Here is a 25,504-nt window from a genome sequence, read left to right on the forward strand (position 1 = left end):
GCTTCGAGTGCGGCGCGGAACTCCTCATCCTCCGCCCGTCGCGACAGCTGCCGGTACGACTGCGGGCTGGCCAACCGATCAGCTGTGACGAGGGGTGTGTGACGCAGAGCCATGTCGTCACCGCTTCATCTTGACTCGTCCGCGCCGATGAAACGGTCGAGGTCGGTGAGAGCCCGGTGGACGTCCTTGATGGCACTGGTGTTGCCGGCTTGCGTATAGGCATCCTCGAGTTGGTGCAGAATCGCCCGAACGGAGCGTGAGTTGCCCAGTGCATCCTCGGCTCTCCACGCGCGCTCCAGCCAGGTGCAGCCCTTCTCGAGGTCGCCGGACCTCACTCCCACCGTGCCCAGAATCCGCAGAGCGAGCGCTCGGCCGTAGGCGTTCGCCTGGTCCTCGCACATCGACAGGCTTCGCAGGCCCAAGTCCTCCGCCCAGGAGTACCGCCCCAGCTCGACAAGGGCACGCGCCGCGTCGTACAGCCCCCGCGCCTCGCGAACGGCGTTGTTACGGCGACGGGACTCCCTGGCAGCGCGCAGACCCCACCGAAGAGCCTGACGGTAGTCACCCGACCGAAGGGACAGCTCGGCCATCGCATGGTGTGTCGAGGCAGCCCGGCGTGTGTCTCCCCGAGCCGTCTCGATCTCGAGAGCCGACATCAGCTGCTCCTTCGCAGACGCGAGCTCACCTGCGTCTGCCAGGGCCCTCCCGAGCCCGCGCCGGCAGTGAGCCTCCATCGGGCTGTCGCCGGCGATGGCCGCGCTGAGGGCACGTTCCTGGACCGCGAGGGTCTTGGAGACGTCCTGTCGCCAGTACAGATACGTGTTGACGCACCAGGCGAAGCGGGTCACGAACTCGTAGTCGTGCGCATCCGAGGCTTCGTCCATCAAGCGCAGTACGGACGGTGTGATGGCGCTGAACCAGGCCAGGGCCTCCGGAACGGTGAACCTGACCTCGTTCGCGATCCGTTCGGGAGTCTCGCCCAGGCCGATCGGGTGTCGATTGGGGTCGATCGCGCGATCGGCGGCGAACGTGAGGGCGAGGTAGGTGGTGCGGATCCGGTGAGCGATGTCCGACTGCTGGGAAGCACTGAGCACCTGGGAGCGCGTCTCGGACAGATAGGATCGAATGATGTCGTGCATCCGATAGTGCCCCAGGCGGATCTCATCGATCAGAGAGACAAGGCTCAGCGTGCGAAGGGTCCGGTCACATGTGCGCTCGTCCTGGTCCAGGATGAGGCGGAGTACGGTGCTGGAGAGCTCGGTGGTGGGCAGCATCGCGGCTGCGTAGAGAACGTACTTCGTCTCGGCGTCCAGGTCCTCTACGGACCACGAGATGACTCTGCCGACCTCGATGCCCAGCTCGGCGTCGTCGAGAAACCGTAGCGGGGTGGCCCCGGCCTGGATGCCCGTGAGTGCGTCCTGCAGATCCCAGGTGGGATGGACCGCGAGCTTGGCCGCCACGATGGCCAGAGCCAACGGGTGTCCTTCCAGCAACTCGACGATCCGGGCCGCACTGGGATTGTCCCTGCCGACACGGACGAAGCCCACACGCTCCGCCAGCAGTTCGATACCCTCCTCGCTGCTCAGCAGCGGCAGCTTCAGCACCTGTGCCTGGTGACGAACAATCATTTCGGGGATGGCTCGGCGGCTGGTCACGATCAAGCTGGACCCCATGCCGGGGACGAGTTCTTTGACGTCGTCGTACGACGACACGTTGTCGACCATGACGATGCACTTCTTGCCCGCTGTCGCCGCACGGAACGCGTTGCCCCAACTGCTGTCGTCCGACAGATCAGCATGGCTGACCCCGAGGGCGGCGAGAAATGTGCGCAGAGCGTCACGAGGCTCTATGCGCGGCGCGTTCGCGTATGCCTGCATGTCGACGAAGAGCTGCCCGTGCGGGTAGTTTTCCAGCCGGGAACTGGCCCATGCGAGCGCGAGGGTGGTCTTCCCCGAGCCGGCAAGACCCCACAGCAGGCAACAGCGGGATCCCAAGGAGTCCATGGCGTCGTCCATTGCCTTGAGAAGGTGGGATCGGCCGATGACCCGGCCGATCCCACCGGGCAGCATATGGGGAGGTTCCGCGTGGCGCGCCGACGTTGACGGCTGGACGTATATCGGCCCCGATGATCCGACTTGCAGGAGCTGATTTGCCGACAGGCGCTCCGCGATATTGTGCGGACCGCCTTCCTGCTCGAGATTCACGGGCCGCCCCTCCGGATCTTCCCAACATGTCGCAGAGTGCACTTGGTTGCACCCGATGCCTTCGGGTTACATCGTGACGTCACCGACGTTCTGGGCTTGAATCAGCTTCTGCACGTTGCTCGATGTCACCGAGTTGATTGCACCGACAGATGTCGACAGGCTCTGCAACCGGCTCCGGAAATCGGGGTCCTGATCCGCGTATCCGGCGAGGAGTGTCCGTAGCTCCCGAGCGTCGTCCTCGGAGTGGGTTCCCGCCTCCACTCGCGAGAGTAGCTCAAGGTCTTGCGACGGTTGCTGCCTTCGGGAGATCTTCCGGCGGATGAGGTCGACGAGCGCGGCACCGGATCCCTCAGCGATCTTGGCGAGGGCAGCTGAGACGATGGCCTCTATCACGCACCACACTCCCTTCTGGGAGTGAGAAGACCAAACATTCCTGGCGCCTGTCAACACGCCCGGGGCGTGTCGACCGTGCAGCCGCGACAAACGCCGAATTGGATCTAGGGTTCGTTTTTCAACGACCGACAAGCGGTGGATCAAGCTGAAGTGATACGCAGCCGTGAAACAGGTACGGCGGTACGATCACGGCAGTGCCGCGGCAAGGATCGTGGACTGTTTCTCCGGCCCGGTGGAGGGGCCCGATGACCCAGCGAGACATCTTCTTCGTGGCCAACGAGGTCAACGAACTCGGCGGTGTTGGCCGTTGGCAGATCCAGCTGGCGCGGCTGCTGGCCGAGCGCGGCCACCGTGTCCGGATCGTTGGCATCGCCCCGCCCAACATGCCGATGGACCTCGGCGAGAACCCACCCTTCGAGACGCTGACCCTGTACTCCCGGCGTCCGGCGGGCCGTCGCACACCGCGCAAGTTGCTCGGCAAGGCCGATCCCGCCGTGCGTCGGCAGGACGCGCAGATGCGCGCCGCCGTCGAGCCGCTGTCCCGGTTGCTGCGGGCCGCCCGGCCCGGAGCGGTGATCGTCGTCACCCAGGTGTGGGCGATGGAGTGGGTGGCGCTCGCGGACACCGCCGGTCACACGGTCATCGGCATGAGCCATGAGTCCTTCGAGACCTCCCGCAAGTCCTCGCGCTTCCAGCGGGTGCTGAAGTACTACGCGGACGTCGACCGGCTGCTCACGCTCACCCAGGAGGACGCCGACAGCTGGGCGGGCGAGGGCCTGACCAATGTCGGCTTCATGCCGAACCCGCTGCCCCTCGTGCCCACGGAACCCTCCCTGCGCACGGAGAAGGTGGTCACCGGCATCGGCCGGCTCTCGCACGAGAAGGGCGTCGACATGCTCCTCGACGCCTGGGCCGAGGCGGTGGCGAAGCAGCCGGGGTGGGTGCTGCGCATCTACGGCCGGGGCGAGAGCGAGGCCGCCCTCAAGCGGCAGTGCACGGAACTGGGCCTGGACAGCTCGGTGGAGTGGGCCGGGCAGACCGAGGACGTGCCCCGGGCCCTGCGTTCCTCCTCGGTGTTCGTGATGTCCTCTCGCGGCGAGGGTTTCCCGCTCGCCCTGCTTGAGGCGATGGCCTTCGGGCTGCCCTGTGCCGCGTTCGACTGCGCGCCAGGCGTCCACGAGATCGTCAACGACGGCGAGGACGGACTGCTGGCCCGGCCGGGCAACACCTCCGAACTCGCCCGCGCACTGGTGCGGTTGATGTCGGACGAGGAACTGCGCAACTCCATGGGGGAACGGGCGCGGCAGAACATCCAGCGGTACTCGCCCGCCGCGATCGTCGACCGCTGGGAAGCACTGTTCGACTTCCTGGAGCGGTGACCGAGCACTCAGGACTCGCCGAGTGGCGCAATTAATAGTACTTTCGCGTATTGACACTCCTGTGCGGGACTCTGTGCGGGACTCCTGTATGGAACTCTTGTACGGAACTCTTGTACGGAACTTTTTCGCGTAACTCCTTTGTGGAATGGCCGAAACGACCCTGCCTGAGTGCCGGAAGGCGCTGCTAGGCTGGCGGTACGGGGGCTATGTAAGGGGAAGAGGGGCATTCGATGTCTTCGCTCGAAAGGCGTGTCACCGCACTGGTGTCGGCATGGCGGAGAGTGACGGACCCTCGTAGTTCATCGATCTGTCGATAACGGCGCACATTGCGATGCCGGGTCGCGCATCCCCGGCCCGGGTGGCAGTCGATCTCGGAGCGCCACGCCCTTATCAGCTGTTTTTTGTGCGCAATATTTGGTGGATTCTGAAAGAGCTGAACGTGCTCGGGTGGATTCACCCCCCGTCACGGCAGTGCACCGAGCGGTTGAGTACAGAGGTTCTCACGTGACTGGAAAAGCAAGGTGCAGCCTTTTCATACTTCATTCTTCGCCGCTGATTCGCAAGGCGCTGCTCGACCTCTTCCGGGACGCCCCCGGAATTACGGTGATGGGCAGCGGAATGCGGCTGGCCGATGCGGTCCCCTTGATAAGGAGAACGCGACCCGACATCCTGCTTGTCGAATACGAGCAGTGGTACACCTGCCAGGAATACCTGAGGAGCACTCTTTCCGCGTGGAACACACGCGTGGTGATGTACAGCCGGGACAACACCCCGCAGTCCGTGGCGGACTCGATCCGCGGTGGTGCGGCGGCATTCGTCCATGACTCGTGCCCGCCGGAGACCATCGTGAAAGGCCTGTACGACGTGGTCAGCGGGCGCACCTTCTGGCATCTGGGGGACGACGGCGAGAACCCGCAAGAACCTCAGGTGCGGCCGGAGCGGGCCCGGGGCGAGCGGCGGCTGCCGAAGCTGAGCAACCGTGAGGAGCAGATCCTTGAGTTGCTGCTGACGCGCCGGTCCAACGAGGAGATCGCCCAGGAGCTGTTCCTCACCCATCAGACCGTCAAGAACTATGTGAGCCGGGTCTTCCGCAAGGTAGGCGTGTCCGGCCGCAAGGAACTGTTCCAGGCGTACGGGCCGGCCGGCCGCACGGGACCGCCGGCGCCTCGTGGCGGCACCTGGGCGACGACGGAGAGTGAGGCGATATGACGGCCGACGAACGTCCGGTGATCCTCACCGAAGCCGGCCTCGTGGCCGTGCTGACCCTGAACCGCCCGGACCGCCACAACGCCATGTCGACGGCTCTGCTGAGCCGACTGGCCCGGCATCTGGCCGAGTTGACACAGGCCGAAGCGGGTGACCGTCCGTGCTGTCTCCTTCTCACGGGTGCCGGTCGCTCCTTCTGCAGCGGTGCGGACACCAAGGAGCCCGCGTGGGGCGACCTCTCCCTGCGTGCCGAGCGCCGGGCGCACTTCACCACTGTGTTCGCCGCTCTCCATCAGGCGCCCTTCCCGGTGCTCGCCGCCGTCGAGGGGTATGCGCTGGGCGGGGGACTCGAACTCGCCCTCGCCTGCGACCTGGTGGTCGCGGGCGGCGGCGCGCTCTTCGGCCTGCCGGAGCTGGGCATAGGTGCCGTTCCCGGCGGCGGCGCCGTGCACTCGCTCATCCGCAGGGCGGGACGCGGTGTCGCGGCCGGAATGCTGTTGACCGGTGAGCGGATCAGCGCCCGCGCATTGACGGGAACGGGTGTGGTGGACCGGGTCACGGACGACGGCCGCGCACTGGCGGAGGCGTCGGACATCGCCGCGCAACTCGCCCGTATGGAACCGCAGTTGCTCACCGCGGCCGTACGACTGCTGCGGGACTCCGGCCATTTGGACCGGTCGGCGGCGCTCGGGCTGGAAAGCGGCTTCTGGTGGGAGGCGGCGGCCGGAAGGGAATGACACGGGGGCATCGGACGGGTTCGCCGTCCGCGCACGGCCGTTCCGGAATCCTCCGGGACGGCCGTTTCCGTGGCCGGGAGCGCGGCGGACCGGCCGACCTGGGCTGAGTACCTACGGTCACCGGTCACCCAGCGTATTGAGTACCTGACGGCCATCCCCCAGCTCCGGAGTTGCCGGTTACGTTCAGTGCATGGTCAGTCACCGTAAGTCCCCAACGGGCCGCCCGGATCCGATCGTCCTGACCGGGATCGGGTGCGTACTGCCGAACACTCCCGATGCCCGGACCTTCTGGGACCACATCTCGAACGGTGTCCCGCAGATCGGCCGTCTCGACCGGTTCGACGCGGCCGCCGAGGGCCTGCCCGTCCATGTCGCCGCCCAGCTCGGCTCTTTCGACCACCGGTCCTGTCTCCCGGGCCTTCCCGCGGCCCACGCCGCCAAGTACAGCAGGGAGATCCTGGTCACCATGTCGGCCGTCGCCGACGCCTTCAGGGACGCGGGTCTCGGTCCGGGCCAGGTGCGCGCCGACCGGCTGAGCATCCTTCAGTCCTCCTCGCGCGGGCCGCTCGCCTGGTGGCAGTCGGCGATGACCGGTACGGCTCCCGTCGACCCGTACCGTGACAAGGGCGCCATGTTCCGGGGCCTGGCCGGCTGCCCTGCAACGTTGTCGGCCATCCATCTGGGCGCCCGCGGCCTGGTCACCACTGTCAGCAGCGCCTGTGTCGGCGGCCATCACGCCATCGGCCTGGCCCTGCGCGAACTGCGCTCCGGCACCGCCGACGTGGTGCTGGTGGGCGGCCACGAGTTCCCCATCCTCGCCGAGGTGGCACGCTGCTATCTCGCGCTCGGCGACGGTGTGCTCTCCCCCGAGCGCGACGAACCCGCATCGGCCGTACGCCCCTACGACCGCACCCGTCGCGGATTCGCGCTCGGAGAAGGCGCCATGACGCTGTGTCTGGAGCGCGAATCCTCGGCACGGGCCCGCGGAGCGCGCCTCTACGCGAGGATCCTCGGCCACCGTGCGCTCAACGAGGCAGGTCACGCCACCAGCATGGACCTGGTCGGCGACATCACCGCGTCCGTCGTCACCGGTGTCCTCCACGACGCGGGCCGCAAGCCGGAGGAGATCGGCTACGTCTGCGGGCACGGCACCGCCACCCGCTACAACGACATCGCCGAAAGCCGCGCCCTCAGGAAACTCCTGCCCCGCCACGACGACGGCGACCTGCCACCGCACGGCTCCAACAAGCCGGTCTACGGCCACACCTTCGGCATGGCCGGAATCATCAACGTGGCCGCGACCGCGCTGATGCTGTACCACCAGAGGCTCGCGAAGACCGCCAACCACGCCACCCCTGACCCCGAGTGCGCCTACGACCACGTGGCGGACGGACCCAGGGACGCCGAACTCGACCTGGCCGTCTCCCTGTCGTTCGCCTTCGGCAGCCAGACGTCCGTCGTGGCTCTGGAGCGGGCATGACGCTCCCCACCGAACGGACCCCGCCCCGCCCCGGCAGCGGCCGCCCCTCCGCCGCCTCCAGCTCTCCCGCCGCCCCCGGCCCCTCCGCCGCCCCCGTCACCTCCGGTCCGTACATCGCCTCCGGCCCCGACGAACTGATCCGTACCTTCGTCAGGCCCGGCACACATGTGCACGCCGCCGCCACCATGTCCCGGCCCAACGCCCTGGTCAACGCCGTGGCCCGGGTCTTCGCCGGCACGCGCAGCCTGACCCTGAGCACCACCGCCGTCCACTCCAACGCCCATGCGCTCGCCCTGTCCGGCGCCCTGCGGAAGGTCGTCACCGGCTTCCTCGGCGACACCTACCCGGCCCCCCGGCCCAACCGGCTCTACCGCGATCTCGCCTCCGGGGAACCCTTCGAGGTCGAGCTCTGGTCTCTGCTCAGCTACACCCAGCGGCTGATGGCCGCCGCGCTCGGACAGCCCTTCGCCACCACCGGGTCCATGCTGGCCGAGACCGATCTGCGGTGCGGCAAGGACGGTGTGCTCCACACCGTCCCGCACCCCGAGGACCCCGGGCGCTCGGTGACGTTGATGAACCCCTTGCGCCCGGACGTCACGCTCTTCCACGGGGTGTGCGCCGACCGGCACGGCAACGTCGTCGCCTGCCCTCCGCTGGGGGAGGGCGCCTGGGCCGCGTACGCCGCCCGCGACGGCGTGCTCGCCTCGGTGGAGGCGATCGTCGACGACGAGGTCGTCGCCGGAATGGCGGACCGGGTGGTGATCCCCGCAGCGCGTGTACGGGGGCTGTGCGAGGCGCCGTTCGGCGCCCATCCGCAGTCGCTGCGCACGAACGGGATCGCCCAGATCCCCGGCTACCTCGACGACTACGCGTTCCTCACCGAGATCGTCCGGGCCTGCGGGCAGGCGGAGACGGCACAGGACTGGTACGAGACCTGGGTCGGGGGGCTGAGCGGCCATGACGCCTATCTGGAGCGGCTCGGCGAGGAGCGCCGCGCCGCCCTGCGGCTGACCGACGACACCACCGCCCGCACGGGCACGACCACGGCGCCCGGACCCGACACCCGCCGCACGGGCGCCACGAAGGCGCCCGGACCCGGCACCGGCCGTGTTCCCATGCCGGACACCGTTGCCCCGCCCACCGAGCCGGAGCAACTGATCGTGCTCGGTGCCCGAACCGTCGCCGACCTCGTCGCGGAACGCGGCTACGACACCGTCCTCGCCGGAATCGGTGCCTCGCACATGGCCGCCTGGCTGGGCGCCAAGCTGCTGGCGGCCCGCGGGATCACGGTGGGGGTCGCCGCCGAGCTCGGCCTGCAGTCGATGGACCCGGCGCCCGGTGATGTCTTCCTGTTCAGCCAGCGCCATGCGAGCCGCTCCCGGATGCTGGCCGGCGTACCCGAGACGCTGGGCGGGGCGGTCGCCGCCAACCCGCGCTGTCTGGGCGTGCTGGCCGCCGCCGAGATCGACGAGGGCGGCAACATCAACACCACGCTGCTGCCCACCGGCCGGTGGATCACCGGCTCCGGCGGCGCCAACGACATCGCGTCCGCGGTGGACTGTCTCGTCGTCGCCCAGGCGTCCCCGCGCCGCTACGTCACCTCCCTCGCCCATCTCACCAGCCCCGGCCACCGGGTGCGGGACGTGGTCAGTCAGTTCGGCCGGTTCGGCAGGCCGGGGGCCGGGAGTCCGTTCCGGCTCGTCAGCTGGCTGCCGCCGGCCGGGAACGGCACGTCGTCCCCGCAGGGCGGCCGGGCCGCACCGCCCGCCACGCCCGCCGAGGCCGTACGGCGGCTGACCTCCTGGCGGCTGCCGGAGCCGGACCCCGTCGACGAGAAGCCCGTCACGCCCGAGGAACTGGTACTGCTCCGCAGCATGGACCCGGAAGGCCACTACCGATGAAGCCCACCGGCACCACCACAGCCACCACAGCCACCACAGCCACCGCACCCACCGACGCCCCCGCCGTCCGCCGCCCCCTGCCGCCCACGGCGATCGCCCCGGCCCGGCTCAGCGGCATCGGCCACTACTTCCCCGGAGAGCCGGTCACCAACGCATACTTCGAGGACATCGGCGCGCTCGGCATCGACGACGCCTGGATCCAGCGGCACACAGGCATCCGCAGCCGGCACTGGCCGTCAGACGAGAAGGAGCGCGCCGTCGAGATGGCCGCCCGGGCCGTCGATCTCGCCCTGGCCGACGCGGGCCTGGCACCCGAGGACATCGACCTGCTCATCGGCACCACCTCCACCACCCGCCCGCGTGTCAACCCGTCCAGCGCCACCAACAACTACATGGACATCTCGCTGCCGTTGCAGCACCAGGCCGGGCTGCGGCACGCGATGTGCTTCGACGTCACGGCCGTCGCCTGCGCCGGGTTCATGTACGGCAGCGCGACGGCCTGCGCCATGCTTCCGGCGCTCGGCTTCCGCAACGCCCTGGTCGTCTGCGCCGAGAATCCCAAGCCGATCCTCAACTTCGACTACCGCTACTCGGCGCTCTTCGGTGCCGGCGCGGCGGCCGCGGTCTGGTCGGCCGACCCCCGGCACAGGGGTCTGCTCGACGTTGCCCTGCACGCCGACGGCTCGTACTTCGACGCGTTCGACATCGACGGCAACGACAAGATGCTGATGCGGGGCGGCCAGGTCGGACAGCTCGGCCCCCAACTGCTGGCCCAGGTGGGCCGGGAGATCCTGGGGCGCAACGCCCTCACCGTGGACGACATCGACTGGTTCGTCCCGCACCAGGGCAACCTGAACATGATCAATCAGGTGTGCGAGGAGCTCGGGCTTCCCCGCGAGAAGGTCCTGACGAACATCCAGACCCGCGGCAACACCTCCAGCGTCAGCATCCCCAGCTGCCTCTCGGAGAACCTGCGTTCCGGCAACGTCCTGCCGGGCGACCTGGTCGCCGCCATCGGCATCGGCCGCGGCTTCAGCTGGGGCGCGATGCTCTTCCGCTACCGATGACCGGCCGTACGGCACCGGCCCGACCGGGGGGACAGACAGTGAACGACGAGGCATCGACATGGCGCGGCAGCGGTCTGCGTTTCGCGGGACACGGGCATTACTACCCACGTACCCGTGTGGAGATCGCCGGTGACGGCCCACCCGGGGGGAACGCGGTCGACGCAGCCGTGATCGGCACGCTCGACGTCCGCGCCCGGCATGTGGCCGAGCAGGACGAGACGGTTCCCTTCATGGCCGCCCAGGCGGCCGGCCAGGCCCTGGCACACGCCGGGCTGGACTCTGCGGACACGGATCTGCTGATCCTCAGCAATTGGACCGACCGGCAGTTCGTGCCGGAGCACGGGCCCCAGGTGGCCCATCTGCTGGGCGCGGCAGGCGCGTTGGCGTTCGACGTCTGCGGGGCGTGCACCGGGTTCGTCCACGGTGTGCAGACCGCGGCGGCGCTGCTGAAGGCCCATCCCAAGTGGCGTACGGCGGTCGTCGTCTCCTCGGAGCAGTTCTCCCGGCGGGTGCGGCCCGGCAGCAGGGGAGAGCTCGTCGTCGGTGATGCGGCCGGTGCCGCGGTGCTCGTGAAGGGCGAGGCGGGGGGCGAGGACGGGCTGTTGGACTCCCTGCTGATCAGCGACGGCGCGGCCCGCGAAACCGTCACCGTCCTTCCGCCGCGAGGCTGGATCAGGAGCAGCAGGAGCCTGGTGGACGTCGCGGTCGCCTCCCACGCCGATCTGACGGGACGGGTGCTGGCCCGTGCGGGACTGAAGATGGCCGACATCGACTGGGTCGTACCGCATCCCGGCACCGGAGCGCTGCACCGGGCCGTCCAGGAACGGCTGGGCATCCCCGACGAACGGTTCGTCACCAACTTCGAGCAGCGCGCCAACACCGGCAGCGCCTCCATCCCGATCGTCCTGTCCGAGATGGCACGCGACGGCCGGATGAAGCCCGGTGATCTGTTCCTGACCCCGACCGTGGGATCGGGCTGGTACTACGGAGGGCTGCTGTTCCGTGCCTGATCGTCAGCTCCTCGCCCCCGGCCCTGAGCAAGCGGGCCCGGTCGGCTCGGGCCACGCCACGGCCCTGGTCACCGGCGGCAGCCGCGGCCTGGGCGCTGCCGTCGCCCGCCGTCTCGCCGCCACGGGCCGGCACACCGTCATCTGCTCACGCTCCCAGGTCAACCTGGACGCCTGCGTGAAGGCCGCCGCCACCGACGGCCTGACGCTCCACGCGTTCCGGGCCGACGTGACCGACGAGACCTCAGTGGACGCCCTGTTCGCGTATCTGTCCGCCGAGGCGCCACCCCTCGAACTGTGCGTCAACAACGCGGGCCGCAACTACTCGCACCGGCTCGTGAGCGTACGACCCGGCGAGAACGGCACACCGAGGCTGAGCCCGCACCCGGTCGAGGACTTCGAGTGGACTGTGCGGCTGTGCTTGACGGGCGTCTTCCTGGTGGGGCGCGCGGCCGCCGGGGTCATGCTCGCCGCCGGCACGCGGGGCGCCATCGTCAACATCTCCTCCACGGTCCGCCACGGCGCCTACGGGCAGTCCGCCTACTGCGCCGCCAAGGCGGGCGTGGAGTCACTCACGCGCACCTGGGCGACGGAACTCGGCGAGTACGGGATCCGGGTGGCTGCCGTCGCGCCGGGCGTGCTCGACGGCGAGGCCCTGCGCAGGCGCACCTCCGCGAGCGCCCGGCACGCCGCCTACATGGACGACCTGCGGCGGCACATCCCGCTGGGCCGTTGGTGCGACGAGCGGGACGTGGCCGAAGCGGTCGCCTTCGTCGCCGACAACCCCTCGGTGACCGGCACCGTCCTGGAGATCGATGCCGGAGGTCTGCCCGCCCGTGTCCTGGCCACGACCAACCGAACGGTGGACTCAGCATGAAGATCGGTTTCGCAACGGACGTCATGGACGGACGAACCACGCTGGTGACGGGAGCCAGCAGCGGTATCGGTGCCGTCATCGCGGCGATGCTGGCAGCACACGGCGCCAGGGTGGCGCTGCTCGCCCGTAACGAAAAGGAACTGCGGCGGCACGCCGAGCAGATCGAGAGCGGGGGCGGACGGGCGGTGGCCGTCGCCGCCGACCTCACCGACGGCGAGGCGGTGGCGGCGGCCGTCCGCCGGGCGGAGGAACTACTCGGACCTGTCGACCAGTTGGTGCACTGCGCGGGCGAGGCCCGTAACCAGGCGTTCCTCTGCGACCAGACGGAGGAGCAGTGGATGACCCCGCTGGACATCAATCTGCTGGGTGCCTTCCGGGTGGCCCGCGCCGTCGTCCCCGGAATGATGGAGCGCCGCAGAGGCGGTGTCGTGATGGTGTCCTCCGTCGCGGGCAAGCGCGGACTGCCCGCCAACACGTCGTACTGCGCCTCCAAGTTCGGGCTCAACGGCCTCACCCAGTCGTTGGCCGCCGAACTCGGGGTCTTCGGGATCCGGGTCAACGCGGTCTGCCCCGGACTGACGGACAGCCCCGCGGCCACCGACGGCGGCCGCTACGGCGACGCCTTCGTGGCGAGCCTCGCCCAGCACCACGGTCCGCCCGATCTGACCTGGGAACGCTATCTCAGGCGCGCGGTGGGCGCGACGATCCTGCGTCGGCTGGTCCGGCCCGAGGAGGTCGCCACCCTGGTGCTGTATCTGCTCTCCGACCTGTCGGGAGGCATCACCGGACAGGCCGTCAACGTGGACGGGGGTGCCCTGTGAGCCGCGCGACCGCCATGTTCGTACGGGGCCCGAGGGACACTCTCGTCACCGGTATGGGCTTCTGCCTGCCCGGAGGCCCGCACCGTCCCGTACGGACGGCCGACGACCTGTGGCGCACCGCGTCCACCGGTACCAGCCACGTCGACCAGGGGGGCTTCCACCACGGCGTGGTGCACGGGGCTCGTCAGGCCCTCGCCGAACTGCTGCCCGAACTGCCGGAGAACCATCTGCGCAGCTACGCCGACGTGCATCTGTTCGGTCTGGTGTCACTCGCCGAGGCCTGCGCGGACGCCGGGCTCGACCACCGGGCCGGCCAGCTGTCCCACGCCGCCGTCCTCACCGCGCGGGCGGGCGTGGACAGCAACTACGACAGCTACCGGGCCTGGCACGAAGCCGACCCGGAGACCGTCAGCCCGGCGCAGGCCAAGGCGCTGTTCATCAGGGCCATCGTCGCTGGAACGGCCAGCGACGTCGGACCGGTGCAGGCGGCCCTGCTGGGCAGCACCGGTGCCTGCTACACCGTCACCTGCGGCTGTGCTTCGTCGGCCGTGCTGCTGGGGCTGGCCCGCACGCTGATCGCGGACGGACAGGCCGACCTGGCCGTCGTCACCGGCGTGGACCGGTTCGATCCTGAGCGGTTGCTGCACGGCGACCGGCTGCGGCAGGTCGTGGAACGCGAGCCCGTCCGCCACCACACCGAACCGCCCACCTCCCGGTTCGACCGGCCGATGCGGCCGTACGACGCCCGCGGCGAGTCCATGAACTACGGCGACGGCTCGGTCACCCTCGTTCTGGAGAGCCGCGCGCATGCCTCGCGGCGGGGCGCCCGCTCCTACGGAGCGGTGCTGTCCCAGGCCACCACTCGCGCCGGACTCAAAAGCGCGTTCGCCATCGACGCCGGGGGCGGAGCGCTGGCCGAGGCCGCCCGACGCTGCCTCGACGGGCGGGCCCAACTCGCCGAGGTGCCCTATGTCAACGGAGGCGCCGAGGGCGACCCACTGTTCACCCGGATCGAGGCCAACGCGGTCCGCGCACTGTACGGCGACGACTCCCGTTCGGTGCTGGTCAGTTCGCAGGAGGCCTGCTTCGGGCACTGCGGCGCCCCGCTCGGCAACCTCGGCGCAGCGCTCACGCTGCTGATGATGCGTCATGGCCAGGTGTGCCCCACCGCCAACTGCGAGAAGCCCTCGGACGTCTGCACCTTCGACCCGGTGCCGGGGACACAGCCCAGGCCGCTGGTCTTCACGCGTGCCCTGAGCTTCAACTACCAGCTCGGCGGCGTCAACAGCGCGCTGCTGCTGGGAGGCGCCGATGTCGCCTGAGGCTCCCTTGCTGCGGCTCGCGGGTGCCGGACTCGTCCTGCCGGGGCCCGAAGGATCCGCGTGCACCGATGTCGACGGCTTCTGGCGGGTCATCCGCGCCGGCACCAACTGCCTGTCGGGCTACGGTCATCCGGGGCTGCCGCTGCGCCTGGCCGGGACCGTGCGGGGCTGGGACCCCGTACGGGAACTGCCGATCCCCGAGAAGGCCGTGCCGCGCCTGTCCAGAGCTGCCCAGCTCGCCATCGGCGCCGTGCACTCCGCGCTGGCCGACGCCCGCCTGAAACCCTCCGACCTCGATACGGGGCGGTCCGTACTGGTCGTCTGCTCCCTGCAGTTCGCCTTCCCCGAGACGGTCCGCTACTACGCCACCGCCCAGGCCAAGGGGATCGCCGCGCTCGGCATGGACTACTGGCTGACCGGTACCCCGCCCAGCGTTCACAGCGCCGTGGCGTCCTCGCTGGGCCTCGCCTGCCCCACGCTGAGCGTCGCAGGTTCCTGCAACGTGGCGCTTCGTGCCCTCCACGTCGTCCAGCAGATGTTCCGCTGCGGGGACGTGGACCGGGCGGTCGTGGTCGGGGTGGACGTCGCCACCGATCCGGTGTTCGTCGCGGGGACCACTCACACCGGCCGCAGCGGCTACCGGGCCTCCTCGCTCTCCGCGCACCGGGGGGACGTGCGGCCGCACGACGAGGTCCAGACGGGCAACGCCACCGGCGAGGGAGCGGTCGCCGTCGTCCTGGAGAACGCGGCCACCGGCCGGGGGTCCGGCCTGCGCTACCGGATGCACCTGCACTCCTCCCGCAGCAACGGACCGTCCACCGTGGCAACGGGACCTCCTGACAACGTCGTCGGGGACATCCGGGCCGTGCTGGCTTCGGCCGGCCGGTCCCTGGCGGACCTGGCGTTCGTCAACGACTACGCGGACGGCAACCGGTTCGTCGAGGACCACCTGTGCCAGGCGCTGACCGGCGCCCGGGAAGCGACCGGACACGGCGGTCGGCTGCTGCTGACCAACCAGGAAGCCGTCTTCGGGCATGTGGCGGGCACCGGCGGACTGGTCAAGCTGCTCGGCAGCCTGCTGATGCTGCACCACGGCGAGATAGCACCGAGCGCCAACTGCCTGGTGCCCTACCGGAATCTGCCGGCGGAGCCCGTCCTCGGGCAGCCCCGGTCCACCGACGGGGACAGCGCGCTGGTGCTCTCCTGCGGGGCGGGCGGTGACGCCACCAGCATGCTCATCGAATACGAGGGCCACGAAGGCCTCCAGGGACACGAGAGCCACGACGGACACGAGAGCCACGACGGACACGAAGGCGGCGAACTGCCATGACCCATGCCGAGGACGGCCCCCCACAGCCGACGACCGCTGCCGAGTGGAACACACTGCGGGCGCCCTTCGATGCCCGGGGCGGCCACGATGCCGGCGAAGAAGGAGCCACGATCCGGGCCGCCACCGGCGCGTTCACGGTGCTCGACGCGGGCCCCGGCCCCGCCGCCGGCGCACTGACCGCTCCGCTCTCGGCGCTGGGCGTGCGGACGATACTGCCGGGACGCCCCGGCTCCGAGCAGGCGACCGGCTACTGCGCCGTGCTCGTGGGCGACGGCGCCCTCGGTGCCCTTCCGTCCCCCGGCCTGGACCGCGCCCGCATTCTGGCCGCCGCCCGTGCCATGGCCCGGTCGGGCGGCGGCCGGCTGGTGCTGGTGACGGACGCGGGACGCGAGACCCGTCCGGCGGACGGCTTCGAGAGCCGGGCGCGGCTCGCCGCCGATCTGGGCTGGTGGCGGCATCTGGCCGCCTCCTTCGCAGGATCCGGCGTCGTGGCCAACACGCTGCTGACCGGCTACGCCCCCGAACTCGGCCACCGGCTGCCCCCGTTCGCCGAGGCCGGACTGCTGCGCTACCAGGCGCAGCGCCACTTCACCACGGCCGTCGAGGTGGCGGCCGGTGTCGCCTTCCTGCTCTCCGCCGGCTGCTCCTATCTGGTGGGGGAGACCCTGCGCGCGGACGGCGGAGCCGGGCTCGGGCAGATCCCGGCGCTGCCCGAGGACGGCCCCGACTGGCCGCTCCCGGCCGCTGCCGAGGGCCCCGCGTTCCTGCCATCCGGTCCGGTCACCGGACCCTCCTCCCGTGTCCCGGCCGATCTGGCGGGGACACGGGTCCTGGTCGCCGGAGCGAGCAGCGGGATCGGCAGGGCCGCCGCGCTGCATCTGGCCGAACGCGGCGCCGACGTGGTGCTGGCCGCGCGGCGGACCGCCGCGCTCGACGAGACGGCCGAGGAGGTGACGCGGCTGGGCCGCGAGGCATGGACGCTGCGCTGTGACCTCTCCGACGAGGAGGACGTGGCGGGCCTCGGCGACAGGGCCTGGAAGGCGGCCGACGGTGTCGGCGCCCTGTTGTACGCCGCGGGACATCTCGGCTTCAGTGCGATCGGCGGGGACGCGGCCTCGGCACGACGGACCTTCGCGGTCAACCTGTTCGGCTTCATCGCCGTCACCGAGGACCTGGTGGCCCGCTGGCGTGAGGAGGGCACATCGGGCTCGGTCGTCGGAGTGTCGTCGGTGAGCTGCTCCTTCTCACCGGTGGCCGGACTGGAGTACTACGGTGCGAGCAAGGCGGCGATGGCCCAGTTCATCCGCTGCCTCGCCGTGTCGGCGGCCCGCCACGGCATCCGCGCCAACTGTGTCGCGCCGGGCATCATCGACACCCCCATGGGGGAGGCGGCCGGACCTGACCACCGCCGTGGCTGGATCAGCCGGATCCCGGCCGGGCGGGTGGGACAGCCGCACGAGGTGGCCTCGGTGCTCGGTCATCTGCTGAGCCCGGCGGCGCAACGGCTGACCGGCGATGTGCTGCGGGTGGACGGAGGCTTCGGTCTGGGTGATGTCGCACCCCTGCGTGCGGGATACGGCCGGGACCGGGAAGGAGCACTGCGATGACGGCCGGCCCGGCACCTGTACCTGCGTCCCCGGTGCGCTTCCCGACCGTCGCACTGGTCGCCGGAGGGTCGTCGGGGATCGGCGCGGCCGTGGCCCGCACGCTCGCCGCGCGGGGGAGCGTCGTGGCACTCGTCGGCCGAAGGCCGCGTGAGCTCACGTCCGTCGCCGCCGGAATCCGCACCGACGGAGGTATCGCGCTGCCGATCCCCCTGGACCTGGCCGCCGACGGGGGACCGGAGGAAGCCGTCGCCCGAACCGAGGACATGCTCGGTCCGGTGGAACTGCTGGTGTGCAGCGCCGGGGCGATCCGGCTTGCCGACGTGCACGAGACGGAGCCCCGGCACTGGGAGCTGCAGCTCCGCGTCAATGTGACGGTGCCGTTCCTGCTGGCCCGGCGGGTGCTGCCGGGGATGAGGGAGCGTGGGCGCGGCTGGATCGTCACCATCGGATCCGGTGTCGGCTGCGAGACGGTGCCGGGCAGCGGTGCCTACGGCGTCAGCAAGCACGCGCTCAATCGGCTGACTGCGCTCATTCACGAGGAGAACCGCGACCTCGGTGTGCGCGCGGTCACCGTCAGCCCGGGCTGGGTCGCGACCCGGCTGGCCGCCCGCCCCGCCGATCTCGGCGTGAACAGCGAGGTGGTGCTGACCCCCGAGGACATCGCGGACACCGTCGAGTGGCTGGTGGACCGCCCGGCGCGGATGAGCGTCGGCCCGCTGATCCGGGTGGAGGCCGCGGCGCGTCACGCGGACGCGGCAGCCGCCATGACCCAGCATGTCGGGGCACGTTGCCCGCGGACCGCGGCCCCCGGCGCGGTCACCACGGTTCCCCGGGAGGAAGGCTGATGGCGGCCACCCGCACCCTGATCGAGCACGATGTCCCCGTACCGATGCGGGACGGCACCATCCTGCGCGCGGACATCTGGCTGCCCGTGACCGCCGGCCCCCACGGCGGCCCGGACCCGGACACGCAGCCGCGCCCGGCCGTGCTGTTTCGTACGCCCTACGACAAGTCGGCGATGAACCTCGCCACTCTCACCCCCGCCCAGTGCGTGGCCCGTGGTTACGCCACCGTCGTCCAGGACACGCGCGGCCGTTACCGCTCGGACGGCGACTGGGCGCCGCTGGCCTGGGACCGGGAGGGGCCCGACGGCCATGACACGATCGAGTGGATCGCCGGACAGCCGTGGTGCGACGGCGGGGTGGCGATGGCGGGCACCTCGTTCCAGGCGATCGTCCAGTGGCTCGCCGCCGTGGAGAAGCCACCGCACCTCAGGGCGATCGCCCCGGCCATGTCCACCGCCGCGCGGTTCGACGCCGAACAACTCGGCGGCTGCCTGCGGCTGGACCATCTCACCAGCTGGCTGGGGCTGATGGCACTGGACTGGGTCGAGCGGCAGGCCGCCGCCGGCACGCCGGTGGGCGAGGGAACCACCGCGGCGATCGTCAGACTGATGAACGATCCGGAGGGCTGTCTGCGGCGTCGGCCGCTGACGGACATCCTGGACATCGACGGGCTGCCGGGATGGTTCAGGGGCGTCCTGTCCGGGCGTGCCGCCGCCATGGTCGACTACCGGCTCAGCGCCGTCGACGTACCGACCTTCTCCGTGGGCGGCTGGTACGACGTCTTCTCGTACGGCACCGTCGAGCTCCACCGGGCCCTGCGCGCCCGGGATCCGCGGCCCGGCCGCCATGAGCTCGTGATGGGCCCCTGGGTGCACTCCGGCCAGCTCCCGCAGGTCCAGGGCGAGGTGAACACCGGACTGTACGGTTCGGCACAGGCCGTCCGGCTCGGCGACCTCCACCTCGACTTCTTCGACCGCCATCTGCGGCCGTCGCGCGCCGACGGCCACCGGCCGGGCGAGGAGGTACGGTACTTCGTCCTCGGCCCCGGCACCTGGCGTACGGCACCGAACTGGCCGCCTCCCCAAGTACGCACCGTCACCTGGCAGTTGGCGTGCGGCACGGCCCCGGGCGAGGGCGGACGGCTGCTCGGCACACCGGCAGCCGCGCGCGGGCAGGGACGCGACACCTTCACCTACGACCCCGAGGACCCCGTCCCGACGCACGGCGGCCGCGTGCTGCAACTGGGCCGGCTGGTGGCCGGTCCGCTCGACCAGAGCCATCTGGAGGCCCGTCCGGATGTGCTGTGCTACACCTCGGAAGCGCTGACCGAGCCGGTCGACGCCATCGGCCGGCACCGGCTGCGGCTGTCCTTCTCCTCGGATGCCCCCGCGACCGCGCTGGTCGGCAAGCTCACCGACGTCGGCCCCGACGGCCGGTCCCTGATCGTCGCCGAGGGCAGCCTGCGCGTGGACATGCCCGAGGGGGAGCACGCACCCGTCACGGTGGAGGTGCTGCTGGGCGACACCGCCTGGCGGTTCGCGGCCGGCCACCGCATCCGGGTGCACATCACCAGCAGCAACTTCCCCCATCTGGACCGGCACCCCAACATGACCGGCGCGATCGGCGAGGCGACGTGCTGCCGCACCGCGCGCCAGACCGTCTGGCACGGCGTCCCGCACGGCTCCGCCCTGGAGCTTCAGGCACTGCCCGCCGAGGAGGGAACCGCATGACGATGCCCCGGCCCCGCCCCCGTAGCGGGGCACTCGGCACGCCGGCCCCCGACGACATCCTCGACCCCGCCTCTCCCGAGGTGCCGACCGCCGAACAGTGTGTTCTCGGGCCACTGCTGCGCCGCCGGGCCCGGGAACGGCCGGACGCCCCCTACGCGCTGATGCCCGACGGCGAGCTGTGGAGCTACGCGCGCACCTTGCGGGAGACCGAGCGGACGGCGGCCGCGCTCCAGGCCCTGGGCGTGTCCCGCGGCGACCGCGTCCTGAGCTGGCTGCCGAACGGTGCCGACGCGCTGCGCACCTGGTACGGCACCAATCTCGCCGGAGCCACGCTCGTCCCGCTCAATGTCGCCTACCGGGGCGTGAACCTGACGCACGTGCTGGCCGACAGCGCGGCCGGGGTGCTGGTGTGCCGGCCCGCACTCGCCGGGCGGCTGGGCGCGCCCGGTGTGGGCACCGGCGCCGTGCACACCGTCGTCCTGCTGCCCGCCCCCGATGACACTCCGGAGACCGTCGACCGGGCGGCGGCCGGGCTCGACCGGCGGTTCAGGGTCGTCGTCGGGCAGGACGAGGACATCGGTTCCGGCCCCGGACGGAACGTGTTCACCGAGCCCGAACGGCCGCTGGAGCCCTGGGACGCCCAGACCATCATCTACACCTCGGGAACGACCGGCCCGTCCAAGGGAGTCGTCTCGTCCTACGCGCACCTCTACACCAGCTGCACCGCCGCCTTCCACGGCATCGCCGGACCGGACGACCGCTATCTGCTGCAACTGCCGCTGTTCCACGCGGGCGGCACGATCGGCGCGTACGGGATGCTGGTCCACGGCGGGTCGTTGACGGTGGTGCCGGCCTTCGCCACCAAGGAGTTCTGGCCGCTCGTCCGCCGTACGGGCACGACGCTGTGCACCCTGCTCGGAGTGATGGCGACCTATCTGCTCAAGGAGCCGCCGGGTCCGGGGGACACCGCCCACCGTCTGCGGGAGGCCTTCGTCATACCCCTCGGTGGCGACACGGCGGAGTTCGCGCGGCGCTTCGGCGTACGGGTGCGGGCGCTGTTCAACATGACGGAGGTCTCGTGCCCCGTGCTCTCGCGGCCGGATCCGGGAATCCCCCTGTACTGCGGCACACCCCGCCCCGGGATCGAGTCCAGGGTGGTGGACGAGTTCGACCGCGAGGTGCCCGACGGTGTGCCCGGCGAACTGGTGCTGCGGTCACGGCGGCCCTGGTCGTTCCTCAGCGGCTATCACGGCAGGCCCGAGGCGACGGCCGAAGCCTGGCGGAACGGCTGGTTCCACACCGGTGACACCTTCCGCCGCGCCCCGGACGGCGGACTGGTCTTCGTCGACCGCAAGAAGGACGCCATCAGACGCCGGGGCGAGAACATCTCCTCCTTCGAGGTGGAGACGCAGGCGCTGGCCCATCCGGCGGTGCGCGAGGCCGCCGCCGTGGCCGTGCCCGGCGACGAGGGCGAGGACGAAGTGCTTCTCGTCGTCTGTCCGCCGGAAGAACAGGGGGCCGAACGGCCGGATCCGGCGGCACTGCTCGGGTTCCTCCGCAGCCGCCTCGCGCACTTCATGCTGCCGCGCTACGTCCGGGTGCTCGACGCACTGCCGAAGACGCCCACCGGCAAGCCGCTGAAGCACGCGCTGCGGGCCGAGGGGGTCACCGAGGACACCTGGGACCGGGAGACGGCCGGACTTCGCATTCGACGGGAGAAGCTGCTGTGACCGCCGAGACCGCACGCGTTGCCGAAAGCGCACGAGCCGCCGAGACCGCACGCGTTGCCGAAAGCGCACGAGCCGCCGAGACCGCACGTTCCGCGGAGACCGTGTGCTTTCCCGTACCCCCGGAGGGGCCCCGCGAGTGGACTGGCGCGGCGGACCTCTCCTTCGAGGAGTTCGCCGACCGCGTCGACCCGGACCCGGACATTCCGCTGCGGGCCAGGCTGGCGGACCGCGTGGCCACCCTCGTGCTCGACCGGCCTCGGCACCGCAACAGCCTCATCCACGCCCTCTCCAGCCACCTGCTGCGGGGCCTGCTCTGCGCGGGGGACGACCCGGAGGTGCGGACCGTCGTCCTCGCCGGCAGCGGCGGCGCCTTCTGTGCAGGCGACGACGTGGACAGCGTGCGCCGCTGGCGGCTCGGCGACCGCGCCGACACCCCCTTCGACCCCGTCACCTCCGACGCGCACTATCTGCGGGTGTGCGAGGCGGTCCTGCACCTGCCGAAGCCGGTGCTCGCGGCCGTGACCGGGGCGGCGGCAGGCGCGGGGGCGGAGATCGTCTGCGCCGCCGACTACCGGCTGGCCGACACCACCGCCTCGATCGGCAGCCGGCTGGCCGGGGTGGGCCACGTCGGCAATGTGGTGCTGTTGTCCCGGCTGGTCGGCCCGGCGCGGGCCACCGAGATCTATCTGACCGGCCGTATGGTGCCCGCGGCGGAGGCGCTGGCGCTCGGCCTGTTCGACCGGGTCTGCGCGCCGGACGCGTTCAGTCGCGAACTGGGCGCACTCACCGAGCAGTTCGCGGCCCTGCCGACCGCCTCGATCGGCCTCTTCAAGGAACTGCGGGAACGGGCCTGGGGCCAGCCTGCCGAGTACGGGCTGCGGCTGCAGGACTCGTACCACCTGCGCACCCACACCACGGTGCGTGACGCCGCGGAGGGCCTGCGGGCGTTCACCGAGAAGCGCCGGCCCCGCTTCACGGGAAGCTGACGCGGATGCCGCGGCAACCGCACGGCGTGTCATCCAACCGCCACGCACGGTCACGATATTCTGAATCCGGTGAACGACACCTCACCGGCCTCCGGGCCCGGCACCGGCACCGGAAGCGGCGCCGAGACCGCGCACACCCTCACCCGCGCCGGCGTGTGCCTGCACTACTGGACGGCCGGCCCCCCGACGGGCCCTCTGGTGGCCCTCACCCATGGCGCCGGCGCCGACCACCGCATGTTCGATCCGCAGATCCCCGCCCTGCTCGCGGCCGGGTACCGCACCCTGCGCTGGGACGTCCGCCACCACGGGCTCTCGACGTCCCGGACCCGCCGATTCCGCGTCCCGGACGCCGCCGACGACCTTCAGGCCCTGCTGGCGACCTGCCCCGAGCCCCGGCCGGTGGTCCTGCTCGGCCAGTCGATAGGGGGCAACATCGCGCAGGAGTACCTGCGCCGCCACCCCGACGACGTCGCGGCGCTGATCGTCATCGGCTCCACGTCCAACACGCTGCCGGTGACCCGTGGGGAACGGGCCCGGCTGGCGCTGTCCCGCCCGTTGCTGCGGCTGATGCCCTACCGCGCGCTCGCTGACCGGATGGCCGCCGCCTCGGCCCGGACACCCGAGGCCCGTGCCCATCTGCGGGAGGTCTTCCTGCGGATGGGGCGCCGTACCTTCCTGACCGTCTGGGAGGGCATGACCCGCACGCTCACCGAGGACCCCGACTACCTGATCGACAGGCCCCAACTGCTGCTCCGCGGCGCCTACGACACCACAGGGAACATCAGGACCGCCATGGAGCGGTGGAACCGTCGTGATCCGAACAGCGAGCTGCGGGTCCTCCCGGACGCGGGCCATGTCGCCAACCTCGACCGACCGGATCTGGTCAACCGGATGATCGTCGACTTTCTGAGCGGACTGAGGACCCATGCGGAATGAAACGGCAAGCGACGCGGCCGGTCTGCCCGCCTCCGGGAAGGACCCCGGGGACGCGGGCGCGGAGGTGGACGAAGACGCCTTCGTCTCCGCCATGGGCGCCCTGCTCGAGCGGTGGGGCCTGCCGCAGACCACCGGACGGCTCTTCGGCTATCTGCTGCTCCGGAACACGCCCGCGGACCTCGACACGATGGTTAAGGACCTGGGACAGAGCAAGAGCGGGCTCAGCGTGGCGGCACGGCAGCTGGAGTCGTGGTCACTGGTACGGCGGCTGACCCAGCCCGGCAGCCGGCGCATCTGCTACGAAGCCGTCGGCGACGTGCAGCATCTGCTCGAGGCCAACAACGCGCACCTGCGGACGTTCTCGAACACCCTGCGCCTGGGCGTCACGGCCGCCCGCGGAGCATCACGTGAGCGCCTGTCGGATCTCGCGGACCTCTTCACGCTCTACGTCGACCACGCCGACCGGGTCCTGGCAGCCTGGGAATCCTCCCGGGAGCCGCCCGGCACGAGCCCTGATCCCGTACGGGACCCCGGCCCGGACCCGTACGAGCCCTGACCCGGCACGGACCCACGTCCATGCCCGTCGCACCGCCAACGCCGAGGAGATCCGGTGCAGCCCGTGCAACCTCCCGTCATCGACGTCTGCTCGCTGATCCACGACACCGCCGGCTGGCGCGTCTACCTCACGCGGCTCGGTGAGAACGCCCCGGAATACCTCGACGTCTTCTCCGCCTCCTTCTGCCGCTACTTCGACGCCTCCCACTCCGCCTACCGGGCGGCGCTCGCGCACGACTGGAAAGCAGCGCTGGACGTGCTGCTGCCACCCGACCGGCCGCCGTTCGACCTGGGGGACCACCTCGCCGGGCGGGACCGGCAGGGTGTCGTCGCCGAGATCGCCATGGGCAGTCAGGAGCGGCTTCCCGACGGTCGTACCGTCAACGACTGGCTGCTGACCGCCACCGCCCCCGCCCGCGCCCGTATCCATGTGTGGGCGGGCCTCTCGCTCCGGGACCCGGCGGCCGCGCTGCGCGAGGCCGAACGCACCGTCGAGGCCGGAGCGGAGGGCCTGTGCGTCATTCCCTTTCTCGACGGCACCGACCCCACCGACCCGGCCTTCACCCCGGTGTTCGACGCCGCCCGCCGGCGGAGACTGCCGGTCTGGCTGCACACGGGCCACCACTTCGCGGCCCGTCGCGCCACCGGCCTGGGCAGCTGGCGCACCGTCGAGGCCCTGGCATCACGTCACCCCGGCCTCATGCTGGTGGCCGGCCACGCCGGCTGGCCGGAGGTGACGGAGACCCTGCTCACGGCAGCCCGGCACCCGCACGTCTATCTGGAGTTCTCCTCGCACCGGCCCCGCCGCATGGCCGATCCCGGCTCCGGCTGGGCGCCGCTGCTCCACCACGCCCGGACCCTGGCCCGCGACCGCACCCTCTTCGGCACCTCCACCTGGGTGAACCCTGTGCCCGTCCGTGGACTGGCCGACGAACTGACCGCCCTCGGGCTCGGTGCGGACGTCACCGACGCCTGGCTCTTTGCCAACGCCCGCCGCATGCTCGGACTCAGGGCCTGACAGCGAGGCTCCCCGCCCTTACGGGGCCGCAGGGCCCAGTGAGCGCTGCGTGACGCCCTCCAGATGGGCCGTGAAGACCTGGCGGGCGTCCGGGGTCAGGGTGCGCAGCGCCACCAGAGCCGTGATCGCCACGTCGCACAGCTCCGCCTGGACGTCCTCCCAGCCGTGCGTCGTGCCCTTGCGCGGGTTCTGGCCCGTAGCGCCGATCACCGCCTGCGCGACCTCGCCGACCTCCTCCGACAGCTTCAGCACGCGCAGCAGCAGCCCGTCCGCACCCTCGTGCCTTCGGTTCGCGTCGAGCCACGCGTGCAGACGGGAGATCGAATCCCAGAGGTCGGCGGACGTGCCCAGTTCACTCATACCCGCAGCCTGC

22 protein-coding genes are annotated in these 25,504 nt (G+C 71.0%); 19 read left to right on the top strand and 3 right to left on the bottom strand.

Going from position 1 to position 25,504, the window contains the following annotated elements; genetic code table 11:
- Positions 1-125 precede the first annotated feature (125 nt).
- Positions 126-2,003, bottom strand: coding sequence for an NB-ARC domain-containing protein (locus AAW14_RS17455; protein WP_265564775.1), 1,878 nt, complete (start codon positions 2,001-2,003; stop codon positions 126-128).
- A 267-nt stretch (positions 2,004-2,270) separates the two neighbouring features.
- Positions 2,271-2,597, bottom strand: a complete 327-nt coding sequence (locus AAW14_RS17460) for a hypothetical protein (protein WP_265564776.1) — start codon at positions 2,595-2,597, stop codon at positions 2,271-2,273.
- Between the two features lie 245 nt (positions 2,598-2,842).
- On the opposite strand from AAW14_RS17460, the gene AAW14_RS17465 reads away from it, so the two are divergent.
- The 19 genes from AAW14_RS17465 to AAW14_RS17555 all read left to right on the top strand — a co-directional run bounded on the left by AAW14_RS17465 (position 2,843) and on the right by AAW14_RS17555 (position 25,131).
- Complete coding sequence (locus AAW14_RS17465; RefSeq protein WP_265564777.1) at positions 2,843-3,976, top strand: glycosyltransferase family 4 protein; 1,134 nt, start codon at positions 2,843-2,845, stop codon at positions 3,974-3,976.
- A gap of 606 nt (positions 3,977-4,582) precedes the next feature.
- Positions 4,583-5,185: a response regulator transcription factor gene (locus tag AAW14_RS17470; protein ID WP_265564778.1), complete on the top strand. Its 603-nt coding sequence runs from the start codon at positions 4,583-4,585 to the stop codon at positions 5,183-5,185.
- On the top strand, positions 5,182-5,919 hold the full coding sequence (locus tag AAW14_RS17475; RefSeq protein WP_265564779.1) for an enoyl-CoA hydratase/isomerase family protein: 738 nt from the start codon (positions 5,182-5,184) through the stop codon (positions 5,917-5,919). The genes AAW14_RS17470 and AAW14_RS17475 overlap by 4 nt, the downstream gene beginning before the upstream one ends.
- A 190-nt stretch (positions 5,920-6,109) precedes the next feature.
- Positions 6,110-7,399, top strand: a complete 1,290-nt coding sequence (locus AAW14_RS17480) for a beta-ketoacyl-[acyl-carrier-protein] synthase family protein (protein WP_265564780.1) — start codon at positions 6,110-6,112, stop codon at positions 7,397-7,399.
- Positions 7,396-9,300 carry a CoA-transferase gene (locus tag AAW14_RS17485; protein ID WP_265564781.1) on the top strand — a complete coding sequence of 635 codons (1,905 nt, stop codon included), beginning with the start codon at positions 7,396-7,398 and terminating at the stop codon, positions 9,298-9,300. Before AAW14_RS17480 ends, AAW14_RS17485 begins: the two co-directional genes overlap by 4 nt.
- Positions 9,297-10,367, top strand: coding sequence for a ketoacyl-ACP synthase III (locus tag AAW14_RS17490; RefSeq protein ID WP_265564782.1), 1,071 nt, complete (start codon positions 9,297-9,299; stop codon positions 10,365-10,367). The genes AAW14_RS17485 and AAW14_RS17490 overlap by 4 nt, the downstream gene beginning before the upstream one ends.
- 38 nt (positions 10,368-10,405) lie before the next feature.
- On the top strand, positions 10,406-11,377 hold the full coding sequence (locus tag AAW14_RS17495) for a ketoacyl-ACP synthase III (protein WP_265564783.1): 972 nt from the start codon (positions 10,406-10,408) through the stop codon (positions 11,375-11,377).
- Positions 11,370-12,251, top strand: a complete 882-nt coding sequence (locus AAW14_RS17500) for an SDR family NAD(P)-dependent oxidoreductase (protein WP_265564784.1) — start codon at positions 11,370-11,372, stop codon at positions 12,249-12,251. Before AAW14_RS17495 ends, AAW14_RS17500 begins: the two co-directional genes overlap by 8 nt.
- Positions 12,248-13,072, top strand: coding sequence for an SDR family NAD(P)-dependent oxidoreductase (locus AAW14_RS17505; RefSeq protein WP_265564785.1), 825 nt, complete (start codon positions 12,248-12,250; stop codon positions 13,070-13,072). Before AAW14_RS17500 ends, AAW14_RS17505 begins: the two co-directional genes overlap by 4 nt.
- 14 nt (positions 13,073-13,086) lie before the next feature.
- Positions 13,087-14,394 (top strand): beta-ketoacyl synthase N-terminal-like domain-containing protein, encoded by a 1,308-nt coding sequence (locus tag AAW14_RS17510; RefSeq protein ID WP_265564847.1) that lies wholly within the window; start codon positions 13,087-13,089, stop codon positions 14,392-14,394.
- Positions 14,384-15,724 (top strand): beta-ketoacyl synthase, encoded by a 1,341-nt coding sequence (locus AAW14_RS17515; RefSeq protein ID WP_265564786.1) that lies wholly within the window; start codon positions 14,384-14,386, stop codon positions 15,722-15,724. The genes AAW14_RS17510 and AAW14_RS17515 overlap by 11 nt, the downstream gene beginning before the upstream one ends.
- A complete protein-coding gene (locus AAW14_RS17520) occupies positions 15,721-17,331 on the top strand; it encodes an SDR family oxidoreductase (RefSeq protein WP_265564787.1) in 1,611 nt (536 codons plus the stop codon). The genes AAW14_RS17515 and AAW14_RS17520 overlap by 4 nt, the downstream gene beginning before the upstream one ends.
- The gene (locus tag AAW14_RS17525; RefSeq protein ID WP_265564788.1) at positions 17,328-18,176 is read left to right on the top strand and encodes an SDR family oxidoreductase; all 849 of its coding nucleotides are present in this window, start codon (positions 17,328-17,330) and stop codon (positions 18,174-18,176) included. Before AAW14_RS17520 ends, AAW14_RS17525 begins: the two co-directional genes overlap by 4 nt.
- On the top strand, positions 18,176-19,906 hold the full coding sequence (locus AAW14_RS17530; RefSeq protein ID WP_265564789.1) for a CocE/NonD family hydrolase: 1,731 nt from the start codon (positions 18,176-18,178) through the stop codon (positions 19,904-19,906). The genes AAW14_RS17525 and AAW14_RS17530 overlap by 1 nt, the downstream gene beginning before the upstream one ends.
- Positions 19,903-21,636: an AMP-binding protein gene (locus AAW14_RS17535; RefSeq protein WP_265564790.1), complete on the top strand. Its 1,734-nt coding sequence runs from the start codon at positions 19,903-19,905 to the stop codon at positions 21,634-21,636. The genes AAW14_RS17530 and AAW14_RS17535 overlap by 4 nt, the downstream gene beginning before the upstream one ends.
- A complete protein-coding gene (locus AAW14_RS17540; RefSeq protein WP_265564791.1) occupies positions 21,633-22,622 on the top strand; it encodes an enoyl-CoA hydratase/isomerase family protein in 990 nt (329 codons plus the stop codon). Before AAW14_RS17535 ends, AAW14_RS17540 begins: the two co-directional genes overlap by 4 nt.
- A 69-nt stretch (positions 22,623-22,691) precedes the next feature.
- Positions 22,692-23,558: an alpha/beta fold hydrolase gene (locus tag AAW14_RS17545; protein WP_265564792.1), complete on the top strand. Its 867-nt coding sequence runs from the start codon at positions 22,692-22,694 to the stop codon at positions 23,556-23,558.
- Positions 23,548-24,114 carry a GbsR/MarR family transcriptional regulator gene (locus AAW14_RS17550; protein ID WP_265564793.1) on the top strand — a complete coding sequence of 189 codons (567 nt, stop codon included), beginning with the start codon at positions 23,548-23,550 and terminating at the stop codon, positions 24,112-24,114. Before AAW14_RS17545 ends, AAW14_RS17550 begins: the two co-directional genes overlap by 11 nt.
- A 54-nt stretch (positions 24,115-24,168) precedes the next feature.
- The gene (locus AAW14_RS17555; protein WP_265564794.1) at positions 24,169-25,131 is read left to right on the top strand and encodes an amidohydrolase family protein; all 963 of its coding nucleotides are present in this window, start codon (positions 24,169-24,171) and stop codon (positions 25,129-25,131) included.
- A gap of 18 nt (positions 25,132-25,149) precedes the next feature.
- Here the strand turns inward: AAW14_RS17555 and AAW14_RS17560 are convergent, their stop codons facing one another.
- The gene (locus AAW14_RS17560; RefSeq protein ID WP_265564795.1) at positions 25,150-25,491 is read right to left on the bottom strand and encodes a MazG-like family protein; all 342 of its coding nucleotides are present in this window, start codon (positions 25,489-25,491) and stop codon (positions 25,150-25,152) included.
- Positions 25,492-25,504: the final 13 nt, after the last annotated feature.

Source organism: Streptomyces hygroscopicus (assembly GCF_026168105.1).
Lineage (GTDB): Bacteria > Actinomycetota > Actinomycetes > Streptomycetales > Streptomycetaceae > Streptomyces > Streptomyces hygroscopicus_D.

Excerpts from the sequence above, each read along its gene's own strand:
- AAW14_RS17455 (WP_265564775.1), bottom strand. The coding sequence starts at position 2,003 with ATGGACTCCTTGGGATCCCGCTGTTGCCTGCTGTGGGGTCTTGCCGGC.
- AAW14_RS17465 (WP_265564777.1), top strand. The coding sequence starts at position 2,843 with ATGACCCAGCGAGACATCTTCTTCGTGGCCAACGAGGTCAACGAACTC.
- AAW14_RS17470 (WP_265564778.1), top strand. The coding sequence starts at position 4,583 with ATGGGCAGCGGAATGCGGCTGGCCGATGCGGTCCCCTTGATAAGGAGA.
- AAW14_RS17475 (WP_265564779.1), top strand. The coding sequence starts at position 5,182 with ATGACGGCCGACGAACGTCCGGTGATCCTCACCGAAGCCGGCCTCGTG.
- AAW14_RS17480 (WP_265564780.1), top strand. The coding sequence starts at position 6,110 with ATGGTCAGTCACCGTAAGTCCCCAACGGGCCGCCCGGATCCGATCGTC.
- AAW14_RS17485 (WP_265564781.1), top strand. The coding sequence starts at position 7,396 with ATGACGCTCCCCACCGAACGGACCCCGCCCCGCCCCGGCAGCGGCCGC.
- AAW14_RS17490 (WP_265564782.1), top strand. The coding sequence starts at position 9,297 with ATGAAGCCCACCGGCACCACCACAGCCACCACAGCCACCACAGCCACC.
- AAW14_RS17505 (WP_265564785.1), top strand. The coding sequence starts at position 12,248 with ATGAAGATCGGTTTCGCAACGGACGTCATGGACGGACGAACCACGCTG.
- AAW14_RS17510 (WP_265564847.1), top strand. The coding sequence starts at position 13,087 with ATGTTCGTACGGGGCCCGAGGGACACTCTCGTCACCGGTATGGGCTTC.
- AAW14_RS17515 (WP_265564786.1), top strand. The coding sequence starts at position 14,384 with ATGTCGCCTGAGGCTCCCTTGCTGCGGCTCGCGGGTGCCGGACTCGTC.
- AAW14_RS17520 (WP_265564787.1), top strand. The coding sequence starts at position 15,721 with ATGACCCATGCCGAGGACGGCCCCCCACAGCCGACGACCGCTGCCGAG.
- AAW14_RS17525 (WP_265564788.1), top strand. The coding sequence starts at position 17,328 with ATGACGGCCGGCCCGGCACCTGTACCTGCGTCCCCGGTGCGCTTCCCG.
- AAW14_RS17530 (WP_265564789.1), top strand. The coding sequence starts at position 18,176 with ATGGCGGCCACCCGCACCCTGATCGAGCACGATGTCCCCGTACCGATG.
- AAW14_RS17535 (WP_265564790.1), top strand. The coding sequence starts at position 19,903 with ATGACGATGCCCCGGCCCCGCCCCCGTAGCGGGGCACTCGGCACGCCG.
- AAW14_RS17550 (WP_265564793.1), top strand. The coding sequence starts at position 23,548 with ATGCGGAATGAAACGGCAAGCGACGCGGCCGGTCTGCCCGCCTCCGGG.
- AAW14_RS17560 (WP_265564795.1), bottom strand. The coding sequence starts at position 25,491 with ATGAGTGAACTGGGCACGTCCGCCGACCTCTGGGATTCGATCTCCCGT.